The sequence below is a fragment of the Streptomyces sp. R11 genome (genome assembly GCF_041051905.1).
In the GTDB taxonomy this organism is placed as follows: domain Bacteria; phylum Actinomycetota; class Actinomycetes; order Streptomycetales; family Streptomycetaceae; genus Streptomyces.
Genome location: NZ_CP163432.1, coordinates 4,223,648 through 4,235,426, shown reverse-complemented (window position 1 = coordinate 4,235,426; position 11,779 = coordinate 4,223,648). Strand labels below are relative to the sequence as shown.

The 11,779-nt window shown below is 72.8% G+C and carries 11 protein-coding genes; 7 read left to right on the top strand and 4 right to left on the bottom strand.

Annotated features, from left to right (window positions below):
• Window positions 1-72: 72 nt before the first annotated feature.
• The 5 genes from AB5J55_RS19265 to AB5J55_RS19245 all read left to right on the top strand — a co-directional run bounded on the left by AB5J55_RS19265 (window position 73) and on the right by AB5J55_RS19245 (window position 4,515).
• Window positions 73-354 carry a hypothetical protein gene (locus tag AB5J55_RS19265; protein WP_369271882.1) on the top strand — a complete coding sequence of 94 codons (282 nt, stop codon included), beginning with the start codon at window positions 73-75 and terminating at the stop codon, window positions 352-354.
• A 74-nt stretch (window positions 355-428) separates the two neighbouring features.
• Window positions 429-1,718 carry a WS/DGAT domain-containing protein gene (locus tag AB5J55_RS19260; protein ID WP_369271881.1) on the top strand — a complete coding sequence of 430 codons (1,290 nt, stop codon included), beginning with the start codon at window positions 429-431 and terminating at the stop codon, window positions 1,716-1,718.
• 26 nt (window positions 1,719-1,744) lie between these two features.
• Window positions 1,745-2,038 (top strand): phosphopantetheine-binding protein, encoded by a 294-nt coding sequence (locus AB5J55_RS19255; RefSeq protein WP_369271880.1) that lies wholly within the window; start codon window positions 1,745-1,747, stop codon window positions 2,036-2,038.
• Window positions 2,035-3,243: a beta-ketoacyl synthase gene (locus AB5J55_RS19250; protein ID WP_369271879.1), complete on the top strand. Its 1,209-nt coding sequence runs from the start codon at window positions 2,035-2,037 to the stop codon at window positions 3,241-3,243. Before AB5J55_RS19255 ends, AB5J55_RS19250 begins: the two co-directional genes overlap by 4 nt.
• Window positions 3,244-3,270: 27 nt before the next feature.
• Window positions 3,271-4,515 carry a wax ester/triacylglycerol synthase domain-containing protein gene (locus AB5J55_RS19245; RefSeq protein WP_369271878.1) on the top strand — a complete coding sequence of 415 codons (1,245 nt, stop codon included), beginning with the start codon at window positions 3,271-3,273 and terminating at the stop codon, window positions 4,513-4,515.
• A gap of 58 nt (window positions 4,516-4,573) precedes the next feature.
• Here the strand turns inward: AB5J55_RS19245 and AB5J55_RS19240 are convergent, their stop codons facing one another.
• Window positions 4,574-5,461 (bottom strand): aminoglycoside phosphotransferase family protein, encoded by an 888-nt coding sequence (locus tag AB5J55_RS19240; RefSeq protein WP_369271877.1) that lies wholly within the window; start codon window positions 5,459-5,461, stop codon window positions 4,574-4,576.
• Between the two features lie 54 nt (window positions 5,462-5,515).
• Here AB5J55_RS19240 and AB5J55_RS19235 point away from each other — a divergent pair, with 54 nt between their 5' ends.
• Entirely contained in the window at window positions 5,516-6,922 is a 1,407-nt protein-coding gene (locus tag AB5J55_RS19235; protein ID WP_369271876.1) for an NAD(P)/FAD-dependent oxidoreductase, read from the top strand.
• A gap of 91 nt (window positions 6,923-7,013) precedes the next feature.
• Here AB5J55_RS19235 and AB5J55_RS19230 read toward each other — a convergent pair whose 3' ends face one another.
• The 3 genes from AB5J55_RS19230 to AB5J55_RS19220 all read right to left on the bottom strand — a co-directional run bounded on the left by AB5J55_RS19230 (window position 7,014) and on the right by AB5J55_RS19220 (window position 10,789).
• Window positions 7,014-8,510, bottom strand: coding sequence for an MFS transporter (locus AB5J55_RS19230; protein ID WP_369271875.1), 1,497 nt, complete (start codon window positions 8,508-8,510; stop codon window positions 7,014-7,016).
• Window positions 8,511-8,566: 56 nt separating this feature from the next.
• A complete protein-coding gene (locus tag AB5J55_RS19225; protein WP_369271874.1) occupies window positions 8,567-9,547 on the bottom strand; it encodes a zinc-binding dehydrogenase in 981 nt (326 codons plus the stop codon).
• Window positions 9,548-9,619: 72 nt separating this feature from the next.
• Window positions 9,620-10,789 (bottom strand): FAD-dependent oxidoreductase, encoded by a 1,170-nt coding sequence (locus AB5J55_RS19220; protein ID WP_369271873.1) that lies wholly within the window; start codon window positions 10,787-10,789, stop codon window positions 9,620-9,622.
• A gap of 204 nt (window positions 10,790-10,993) precedes the next feature.
• Here AB5J55_RS19220 and AB5J55_RS19215 point away from each other — a divergent pair, with 204 nt between their 5' ends.
• A complete protein-coding gene (locus tag AB5J55_RS19215) occupies window positions 10,994-11,713 on the top strand; it encodes a pentapeptide repeat-containing protein (protein ID WP_369271872.1) in 720 nt (239 codons plus the stop codon).
• The last annotated feature ends 66 nt before the right edge of the window (window positions 11,714-11,779 follow it).

Genomic DNA, 11,779 nt, shown 5'->3' with positions numbered 1-11,779 from the left:
GCCGTTCCGTAAGTCTCCACCGTTCCACAGCGTTTCGCTGCACCCCACATCCGCTCGACCAACGGAGAAGAAATGCGCAAGCTTCAGAAGGTCGCCCTCATGGGCGCCGTCCTCGGCAGTGTCGGCTCCTTCGGTGTCGGCACCGCCGTCGCCCACGGTGAGGCGCGGGCCCACGACGTCGACATCACGCAGGGCATCGAGTGTCGCTCGCACGACATGAACATCGACGTCCTCGGCAGCCTCGGTCTCATCAACGGCGCGCTGGGCAACGCCCTCAACGGCGAAGGCTCCCCGGGCGCGCAGCCCAGCCACCTCGGCTCGGACATGGGCTGCAACAGCGGAGCGCTCAAGTAGACCGTAGGAAGTATTCGGTTCAACGCCCGCTCCATCACGGGGCGGGCGTTTGGACTGCGAGCCGGAGAGACCGCATGAGACTGTCCTATGCCGACGAGATGCTGCTGTTCAACGGGTGTCCGGGAGTCATCGGCCTGGCGGCGGTCCTCTCCGGCGAGCAGCCCGACGTGGATCAGGTGCGGGCCCTCGTCGCCGAGCGGTGGGCGGGCATGGAGCGGATGAACTGCGTGCTCGAGGGTCCGAAGAGCGGTGGCGCGACGGCGCAGCCGGGGCTGTTCGGGCGGCCCGGGCGGTCAGGGCGTGTGCGGTGGGTCGTACCTGGGCCGTTCGATCCCGTCGTGCAGGTCGCCGTGGCACGGCACAAGTTGGACGACCTGTGGGCGGAGAGCGTCAACCGGCCGCTCGCCGGCGGGGTGCCGCCCTGGCGGCTCTTCGTCGTTCCGGACGCGACGCACGGTGGTGACTTCGCCCTGGCGCTGGTGGCCCAGCACGCGCTGCTGGACGGGCGTTCCCTGGCGACGTTGATGCGCTCGTTGATGGACGGCCCCGTGACGGCACGGGAGTCGGCCCGGCCGGTGCCGCTCGCGCGGACCGGGCTGCGGGCGGCGGGCCGCGAGCTCAGGACGATGGCGGCCGCGGGGCAGTCCCTGCCGATGCGGCCGCCGGGGCAGGCGTGCTCCTCGGTCGCGGTGACGGAACTGCCCGCGCACACGGTCCGATCCGCACGCCGGCAACCGGCCGACGGCCGCGGTGCGACGCTGAACGAGCTGCTGGTGGGTGCGGTGGCCGGGGCACTGCGCGCGCAGTACGGTCCGGTGCGGCGGTGGCGGCAGCGGGACGAGCCCGTCTACACGGCCGTACCGTGTGACCTGCGCAGTCGCGCGAACACGGGGGAACTCGGGAACACCCTCACGGTGATCCGGGTTCCGCTGCCCGTCGACGTGGAGGGTCCCGTGGCACGGCTGCGGGCCTGTCAGGCCGCGATGGCCACCGTCCCCGACCGTGCCGCCGTCCACGCGAACGTGCTGTTCCCCGCCGCAGAAGCGGTTCGCCGGACGGGCTCCTGGGTCACCAGGTTTCTGGCCGGCCGCAGCCGGCACTCCTGCTTCGCGGCGACCGCGACCACGGCCATGAAGTGGCCCGGCGGATCGAGCACCTTCCAGGGCCGCCGGCTGGTGCGCACGGTAGGGCTGCCGCCTCTGCAGTACCCGGGCACCGTCAGCCTCACCCTGGCCCAGGCGGGGGACGCGTTCACGCTCACCGTGGTGTGCAACCTGCGCCCGAACGACGCGGGACGGCTCGCGGAGGCGGTCGTCACGGAGTTCGAGGCATGGGCCCGGATGGCGACGCCGTCAGTGCCCTGACGGCACCAGGAGATGGAGGCAGTTGCATGGAAGCGGAACACGGCGGCGTAGCGGAACACGACGACGTATGGGAAGCGCTGCGCCCGCTGTGCGCGCGGGTGATGTCGGTGCCGCCGGAGGCGGTGGTCCCGCAGGCCCGGCTGGTCGCCGACCTGGGAGCCGACAGCCTGGACATCACCGAACTGGAGGCGGCGTCGGAGGAGCTGTTCGGGGTGTCCCTGCGGGGGACCGACAAGGCCGCGGTGTCCACCGTGGGTGATGTCGCCGACCTCATCGTGCGGATGCGTACCCCTGCCGCCCGCACCCCCCTCGCCCGATGACCGGCCGACCGGCCGTCGCCGTGACCGGCCTGGGAGTTCGCTGCGCGGCCGGAGCGAGCCCGGCGGCGCTCTGGGAGAGTCTCGTGCAGTGCCGCTCGGCGACGCGGCTGCACGCGTTCGACGACAAGGGCGTGGTCCGCTACCCCGCGTGTCCGATGACCGACTTCGACCCCACCGGTTATCTCGCGCCCAAGGAGGTACGACGGGCCGACCGGTCGGTGCAGCTGGCCGTGTGCGCGGCCGTGGACGCCGTGGAGGACGCCGGCGGACTGCACGTCGGTCCCGGGCGGCGGGCGGTGGTCACCGGTACCGGGTACGGCGGGGTGATCAGCCAGGAGAACGGCATCGGGCATCCCGATGTGCTCTACGCGCCCCGGCTGATGAACAACGCGGGTGCCTACTGGGTCAGTGCCCGCCTCGGCATCACCGGACCCAGTCTGACGATCTCCACCGCCTGTGCCTCGGGCACGCATGCGGTGGGTGAGGCGATGCAGATGATCCGGGCGGGATGCGCGGACGTGGTGGTGGCGGGGGGCCATGACAGCCCGCTGACGCCCACGACCGCGCTGGCCTTCGGGCGGGCCGGTGCGATGGTCACCGACTGCGAGGAACCCGCTTCGGCGTCACGGCCGTTCGACATCGGGCGGCGTGGGTTCGTCCTCGCCGAAGGGGCCGCGTTCCTGGTGCTGGAGCGGCTGGACCTCGCCCGCGCGAGGGGCGCCCGGATCTACGCCACGCTGACCGGCTACGGACGTACCTCCGACGCCCACCACCTCACGGCACCGCATCCCGACGGTGCGGGAGCCCGGGCGTGCATGGAGCAGGCGCTCGCCGACGCCGGTACGACGGCCGACGCCGTCACCCACGTCAACGCGCACGGCACCGGCACCGAGCTGAACGACCTCGCGGAAGCGCAGGCCATCGCGGCCGTGTTCGGCCCGCGTGCGGTGCCGGTCACCGCGCCCAAGGCCGTGACCGGGCACGGGCTGGGGCTGGCGGGAGCGCTGGAGGCCGTGATCACGGCCTGCTCGGTGCGGGAAGGGCTCGCGCCTCCGACCGCCCATCTGACGCGGCTGGATCCCCGGTGCGAACTGGACGTGGTCACCGGTGAACCGCGCAAGATCCTGGACGGGCCGGTGCTCAGCAACAGCTTCGCCTTCGGCGGTCACAACGCCTGCGTCGTGTTCGACTCACCCCGCGGTTGATCACGAGAGCACGAGAGGTTGTGGAGCATGCGGCTGACCGCCGTCGAGGAAGGGCACCTGCGCAACGGGATGCCGGGGACGATCGGTATCGCCGCGGTGTTTCCCGGTGCGCCGTTCGACCTGGCGCAGGTGCGGTCCCGGGTCCGCGACCGGTGGGGCGGGCTGGACCGGATGAGCCTGGTGCTCCGGCGCCCCGGCGGACCGGCCGCGCTGTCGGGCCATCGGTGGCGGACGGCCCGGCCGTTCGATCCCGTCGCGCACGTCGCCGCCACCGACCAGGACCTGCGGTCCCTGCTCACCGACGGCGTCAGTGACCTGCTGCCGGCCGAACGGCCCCTGTGGCGGCTGCTGGTCACGCGGCAGGGCATCGTGCTGCTCGCCCATCACGCGCTGCTGGACGGCAGATCCCTGGAGACGCTGTTCCGGCTGCTGATGGACGACGCCGTGACCCCGCGGCCCGGCGTCCCGGCCGGGGCGGACCCCGCCGCGGTCGTGCGACAGCGGTCCCGCGTCGGTGCCGGCACCGTGTACCGGGAGTTGCGGCGCATCGGGTTCCCCGGCCAGCCCCTGCCCGCGACGCCCGAACTGCGGCCCTCGGTGGCCGTGGTCGAGCTGGACCCGCAGGTGATGCGGGCCGCCCGACGTCAACCGGCCGGGGGGCGCGGAGCGACCCTCAACGAGCTGCTGCTGAGCGCGTACGCGGGCGCCCTGCACGCCTGCTACGGGCCCCTGCGGACCTGGCCGAAGGCACCGACGCCCCTCTACGCCACGGTGCCGGTCGACCTGCGGAACCGCCAGAACGCGGGCCAACTCGGCAACGGCGTCACCGCGCTGCGCATGCCGCTGCCCGTCGACGTCGAGTCCCCGGTGGCCCGGCTGCAGGCGTGCCAGGACGAGGTCGCCGGGTTCGACCGCCGCTGCGACGCCCACCGCGCGTTCCTTCCCGCGCTGAAGGGCGCCGCACGGACCGTGCCGTGGCTCGCCGGGGTGATGGCCGAGCGGCTGGCCCGCCCCGAGCTCACGACGAGTCTGTGCACCGCGTTCAAGTGGCGTGACAACCCCAGCCGCCTGCACGGCCGCCCGCTGGCCCGCATCGTTCCCCTGCCGCAGCTGTCCCCACCCGGCACGGCGAACCTCTGCCTCGTGCACACCGCCGACGCCTACACACTCACCGTCGTCAGCCACCTGCGTGCCGGTGACGCCGAGATGATCGGTGACGCGGTCGCCCAGGAACTGAAGGCGGTGGCGGCGGCTGCCGCGTGGGTGGGTTGAGGGCGGCGTCCGGTCAGGCGCGGTCGGCGGGCGACGACCTCGCCCGCGTGGGGCGAGGTCAGCCGCGCGGCGGGCGGAGCCTTCTGGCGATTTCCAGTTGCTCCTCGTCCAGTGGGCGGCCGTCCTCGATGTCCCAGAGGCAGTTCTGCAGGAGTCGGCCGTAGGTCCATGCACGCGCGCGTGCGCGGTCCAGGGCGAGGACGTCGGTCATGGCGTCGAAGCGCCAGCGGATGTCGTCGGCGTCGAAGCGGTTGGCGAGGGCGGGCCACAGTTCGAAGCCCGGGTCGCCGGCGAGGGGCTTGGGGTCGATGGCGAGCCAGGGGGCGCGTGCGGAGGCGAGGACGTTCTCGTCGTGGAGGTCCCAGTGCAGCAGGCGGTCGCCCGGTTCGGCGACGACTTCGCGTACGGCGGCCGCGCAGTCGGCGACGATACGGCGGGCCTCCGGGTCCGGGACGTGCTTCAGGGCACCGGGCGTCTGCTCCAGCATGTCCTGCGCGATGTCGCCGAGGCGGCGCAGGCCGGCGGGTGCCGTCAGGGACGTGAGGTGGGCCAGCAGGCGGGCGATGACCAGGACCGACTCGTGGATGTCCGGCTGGTGCGCGAGCATGCGGGACGAGTCGAGGCGTTCGAGGAGCATGGTGCCGGTGGGCTCGTCGTGGTCGAGGAGGCGTACCGCCCCGTCGCCGTCCCACAGGCGCAGGGCGACCGGCTCGCCCTCGCTCTCCTCGTCGAGGAGTTGCAGCTTCAGCACGGCCGGGGTGCCGTCCCGGCGGGTCACGGGCAGGACCAGGGCGCTGACCCCGTGCATCGGCCTTCCGTCGACCGTCAGCTCCCAGCGGTCGAGGAACCCGGCCGTCAGGTCCGGGAGCCCGGCGATGAAGGCGCGGCCCGCCTCCCCGTTGTACTCGTGCTGTGATGCGGCGAGCTCCTGCGGAATGTCGATCACTTTGCGGACCCTACTGGGCTGCCGGAATCGGCCCACGCGAATTAACGTCCTCCCATGAGCAGCTCGGTCAACGGTGCCGTGAACGGCGCCATCTCCTTCTGGTACGCGCACGACGGCCTCCCCTCGGTGCGTGAGCCGCTCGCGGGGGACACCTCCGCGGACGTGGTGATCGTCGGCGGCGGGTACACGGGACTGTGGACGGCGTACTACCTCAAGAAGGCCGTCCCCTTCCTGCGGATCACCGTCCTGGAACAGAAGTTCTGCGGCTACGGCGCCTCCGGACGCAACGGCGGCTGGCTGTACAACGGCATCGCGGGCCGCGACCGGTACGCGAAGCTGCACGGCCACGAGGCCGCCGTACGGCTGCAGCGCGCCATGAACGACACCGTCGACGAGGTCGTACGGGCCGCCGCGGAAGAGGGCATCGACGCCGACATCCACAAGGGTGGGGTGCTTGAAGTCGCCCGTACGCCCGCCCAGTTGGCGCGGTTGAAGGCGTTCCACGCGCACGAGCTGTCGTACGGCGAGAAGGACCGCGAGCTGTACGGCGCCCGCGAGACCGCCGAGCGGATCCGGGTGGCCGACGCGGTCGGGTCGACGTGGACGCCGCACGGCGCGCGCCTGCACCCCGTCAAGCTGGTCAAGGGGCTCGCGGCGGCCGTCGAGGCGCTGGGCGTGACGATCCACGAGCTGACGCCGGTCACGGAGATCCGGCCCAAGCACGCGGTCACCCCGTACGGCACCGTCCGCGCGCCCTACGTCCTGCGCTGCACCGAGGGCTTCACCGCGGGCCTCAAGGGCCAGCGGCGGACCTGGCTGCCGATGAACTCGTCGATGATCGCCACCGAGCCGCTGTCGCCGGAGCAGTGGGAGTCGGTGGGCTGGGCGGGCCTGGAGACGCTCGGCGACATGGCGCACACCTACATGTACGCGCAGCGCACCGCCGACGGGCGGATCGCGCTGGGCGGGCGCGGGGTGCCGTACCGCTTCGGTTCGCGCACCGACAACGACGGTCGGACGCAGCCCGAGACCATCGAGGCCCTGCGGGAGATACTCGTCGGGTTCTTCCCGGCACTGGCCGGGGTGCGCGTCGACCACGCCTGGTCGGGCGTACTGGGCGTACCGCGCGACTGGTGCGCCACCGTCACCCTGGACCGGTCGACGGGGATCGGCTGGGCGGGCGGCTACGTCGGTTCGGGCGTGGCCACCGCCAACCTCGCCGCGCGCACGCTCCGCGATCTCGTCCAACTGGACTCGGGACAGGGCCTGCAGACCGAACTGATCGATCTGCCCTGGGTCGGGCACAAGGTCCGCAAGTGGGAGCCGGAGCCGTTCCGGTGGCTCGGTGTGCAGGGCCTGTACGCCACCTACCGGGCCGCCGACCGGCGGGAGCGGCTCAGCGGTGCGGGGGAGTCGTCCCGGTTGGCCCGGGTGGCTGACCGGGTGGCCGGGCGGCACTGACCTGCCCGCCGCCGGGGCGGTGGGTGGGGGAGGGGCTCCGCGGTCCGGTGGGGCCCTCCCCCCGTTTCTGGAGGCCGGTCGGGGGTGGCGGTCAGGCCACCGACTCCGGGATCGGCGTCTCCTGTGCGGCGCCCTGCTTCGGGGGTTTCGCCGTCACCATCAGGGCCGCGATCACACCGGCCAGGAGCATGATGGCGGCGGCCCACCAGATGGCGACGGTGTAGCCGTGCACGATGCCCTCCTCGGTGACCGGGGCTCGCTGGGCCGGGTCGGTCAGGTGGGCGGTGATGTAGGCGGCGCTGCTGGTGGTGGCGATGGTGTTGAGCAGGGCCGTACCGATCGAACCGCCCACCTGTTGCGAGGTGTTGACGGTCGCGGAGGTCACGCCGGAGTCCTGCGGGGCCACGCCGGCCGTCGCCGTGGCGAAGACCGGCATGAAGATCAGGCCCATGCCGAGGCCCATCAGGATCAGGGCGGGCAGGATGTCGCTCGCGTAGGAGGAGTGCACCGTCAGCCGGGTCAGGAGCACCATGCCGATCGCGGCCAGCAGGGCGCCCGGGGCCATGAGGAGGCGTGGCGCGACATGGTCCAGGAGCCGGGCGGCGATCTGGGTGGAGCCGGTGATGATCGCGGCCGTGAGGGGGAGGAAGGCGAGGCCGGTCATCACGGGCGAGTAGTCGAGGATGACCTGGAGGTAGTAGGTCATGAAGAGGAAGAGACCGAACATCCCGATGACGGCCAGCGCCATGGTGAGGAAGCAGCCGGCGCGGTTGCGGTCCTTGATGATGTGCAGCGGGAGCAGGGGCACCGGGGCCCTGGTCTGCCACCGGACGAAGCCGGCGAGGAGGGCGACGCCGACCACGAAGAGGGTCAGGACCATCGGGTCGGTCCAGCCGCGCGGCTCCGCCTCGGCGAACCCGTAGACGATGGCGACCAGGCCGCCGCAGCCGAGCAGCACGCCGGGCACGTCGAGGCGGGCGCCCGCGTGGCCGGGGCTGTCGTGGAGCAGGGCCAGCGCGCCGAAGACGGCGATCACCGCGATGGGCACGTTGACGTACAGGCACCAGCGCCAGTCCAGGTACTCGGTGAGCAGACCGCCGACGATGAACCCGATCGCGCTTCCGCTGCCGGCCAGCGCGCCGTAGATGCCGAAGGCCTTGCCGCGCTCCTTGGGGTCGGTGAAGGTCGTCGTCAGCAACGACAGCGCCGACGGGGCCAGTACGGCGGCGAAGACACCCTGGAGGGCGCGGGCGCCGAAGAGCATGCCGGCCGTGGTGGCGGCACCGCCCAGCGCGGAGGCCGCGGCGAAGCCGACGAGGCCGATGACGAAGGTGCGTTTGCGGCCCACCAGGTCGGCGATCCGGCCGCCGAGCAGGAGCAGTCCGCCGAAGGCCAGGGTGTATGCGGTGATCACCCACTGCCGGTTGCCGTCGGATATCCCGAGGTCTTCCTGCGCGGACGGGAGGGCGATGTTCACGATGGTCGCGTCCAGGACGACCATGAGCTGCGCGAGCGCGATGATCACCAGACCCCACCAGCGGCGGGGGTCGACGTCCTGGGCGTGTTCACCCGTTCGGGTGACGGTCACCCGGTCGGAAGACCATGATTCCGGGCGTATCGCATCTGGGGAGTGCCTGTTGCCGGTCACGGCTCCAGCACCACCTTTCCGGTGGTCGCACGGGTTTCGAGCGCGCGGTGCGCGGCTGCCGCGTCGGCGAGCGGGAAGCGCTGCACGGCCGGGGTGAGGCGGCCGGCTGCGGCCTCGGCGAGAGCGCGCAGTTCGAGGGTCTGCACGGGGTTGGGGCCGCCGGCCCGGCGCATCATGGCGGGGCCGAGGACGTTCTCGGAGACGCCGTCGACCAGGTAGGGCTCACCGTCGTGCAGCCCTTGGCCGGACCAGCCGAAGACGAGGTGCCTGCCGCCCGGCGCGAGCAGGGCGACGCACTCGCGGGCCACGTCGCCGCCGACGCCGTCGAAGACGACCGTGGCACCCCGGCCGCCCAGGAAGGCGCGGACCTTCCCGGGCCACGCCGGGTCCGTGTAGTCGACGGCGAGATCGGCGCCGTTGTCCCGTACCCGGCCCGCCTTCTCCGGTCCCCCGGCCAGCCCCACGACGACGGCGCCGGCGTTCTTCGCGTACTGCACGAGCAGTGTGCCGATGCCGCCCGCCGCCGCCGGGACCAGGGCCACGGCCGCCGGGCCGAGCTCGGCGAACTGCAGGATCCCCATCGCCGTACGCCCCGTGCCGATCATGGCGACGGCCTCGGCGAAGTCGAGGTTCTCCGGGATCTCGTGGACGCGGTCGACGTCCGTGACGGCGAGTTCGGCATAGCCGCCCGGGGCGAACCCGAGGTGGGCGACGACGCGCTTGCCGAGCCAGAGCCGCGCGACGCCCTCACCGAGGGACTCGACGACTCCGGCGACCTCACGGCCGGGGATCGTGGGCAGCGCCGGCGGCTCGGGCGCCGGGCCCTGGATGCCCTGGCGCAGGGCCGTGTCGAGCAGGTGGACACCGGCCGCCGCCACGGCGATCCGGACCTGGCCGGGTCCTGGTACGGGGTCGTCGAGCTCCTCGTGGGTGAGGTTCTCGGCCGGGCCGAAGGAGTGCAGACGGATGGCGTGCATCGGGATCCCCCCATGAGACGGGCCACGTGGACGGGCCATGTGCTCGGAAGCTGTCGGGAGCAGCCTCCAACCTCAAGCTTGCTTGAGGTCAAGGGCGTTCCGGCCGAGGGCCAGGGAGACGGCCGTGAGCGCGCTGTTGAAGGAGACCTCGGACAGCACGCCGGGGGCGGCGACCTGGTCCCCCGCCAGGTAGAGCCCGTCGCCCCGGTCGACGGCCGGGCGGTCGCGCCAGCTGGTGCCGGGCAGATCGACGGCCCCGGTACGGCCGCTCGCCACGGACTCGCGCCGCCAGGTGACGCGCTCGCGCCAGCCGGGGAAGCCGAGGTCGAGGAGCTGCTCGGCGCGCGCGATGCCGGCCCCCTTGCCCTCGTGCGGGGCGATCGGGATCTGTCCCTGGATCAGCTGCTCACCGGCCGGCGCCAGCGACCGGTCCTGCGCGGTGAACCGCTCCAGCCACCCGGTCTCGTCGAGATCGGAGACGGCGAAGGCATCCCCGCGCCGGGTACGCACGGCGAGGTCGATCAGTGCCGTACGCCCGCTGGTCCACGTCAGCGAGTCGTCCCTGAGGAGGCGGCGGGCGGCGGCGAGTGAGGTCGCGACGACGACGGGCGCGTCGGTTGTCAGGTCGTCGAGGCTGTCGATGCGGGAGAGGGTCTCCATCCGCACCCCGAGGTTCCACGCCCGGGCCGCCATCCGGTCGATCATGCTCGCCCAGCCGCCGCGCGGGTAGTGCGCCTCCGGCGGCAACTTGGTGGCCCGGCGCAGCCGCTCCTGCACGAACGCCGCTGACAGGGCGCCGGGGTCATGATGGAACAGCGCGACGGCGGAGTAGTGCGCGGCGGCACGGGCGCCCTCCTCACCGGCGATCCCGGTGGCCCACGTCATGAAGTCGACGTCCACGGGCGCCTGCGGCAGTCCCCGGCGCAGCAGCTTGAGCATGGCGAACGGCGGGGTACGGCGCAGGACGCCCCGGTGCCGCAGCCGCAGCCGGGCGGCCTCCAGGGGCGGGATCGGCGCGAGCGGCCCGATGAGGTCCCGCTGCTTGAGCCAGGCCCAGTGCGGGCCTCCGTTGTAGAGGGCGTGTGGTCCTTCGTTCGTCCGGTACGGCCCCTCGGCGGTCCGCGCCCGCCCGCCGAGGGTGTGGTGGGCTTCGTACACGGTGACCTTGGCGCCCGCCTCTGCGGCGGTGATGGCCGCGGTGAGTCCGGCGAAGCCGCCGCCGATGACGGTGATGCGGTGCATGGCTGGGGGTCTCCCTCGTGCTCGGGTCGCCTTGCTTCCCTGTTCTGTGAGTACGACGGTCCCGGGGGCCCGGAATGTGACATGGGGTGGTGGGCGTGCGGGGTCGCGGCGGTGTCGGCCGGCCGCGTTGCCGAGTCAGCGCGAGCTTCGCGGGAGTCGGCGCAGGTCGAAGGGATTGTCAGTGGTGGGGTGCAGCATGGGGGCATGGCGAGGAGAGCGATGGGTGCGGGCGGCGGTTCCGGTGGGGCGGGCGGTCCGGGCAGGGGTGGCGTGAAGCGTGCGCGGCGGCCGGAGGTGCGGCTGCCGCGGCTGGAGCCGTTCCGGGAGGGGGAGTTGGAGCCGGACGGGGACTACGACGGCCTGGAGTTCCGGGAGGAGGACCTCACCGGACAGGACGGCGGGGGCGCCCGCTTCATGGACTGCGCGCTGCGGGACTGCGCCCTGGACGAGACGAGACTTCACCACGCCCGCATCCTCGACTCGCTGCTCACGGGCCCGCGGGGAGTGGGGACCGACCTCGCCGAGTCGACCCTGCGCGACGTGGAGCTGGTGGACGCACGCCTGGGTGGGGTGCAGCTGCACGGGGCCGTCCTGGAACGGGTCGTGATCCGAGGCGGCAAGATCGACTACCTGAACATGCGCAAGGCCGAGCTCAGAGACGTCGTCTTCGAGGGCTGCGTCCTGGTCGAGCCGGACTTCGGGGGCGCAAAGCTGGAGCGGGTGGAGTTCGTGGACTGCGCGCTGAAGGGGGCGGACCTCACCGGGGTGACCCTGACGGACGTGGACCTGCGCAGGGTGGGCGAGCTGGACATCACGCGGGGGGTGGACCGGCTGGCCGGGGCGGTGATCAGTCCTTCGCAGCTGCTGGATCTGGCGCCGGTGCTGGCGGCGGCGGTGGGGGTGCGGGTGGAGGCCGAGGAGTAGGCCCCGGGGCGATCAGGGGGCTGGTGGCCGGCCGGTGTGCGGTGCCTGGACGGATGGGGTATGGTT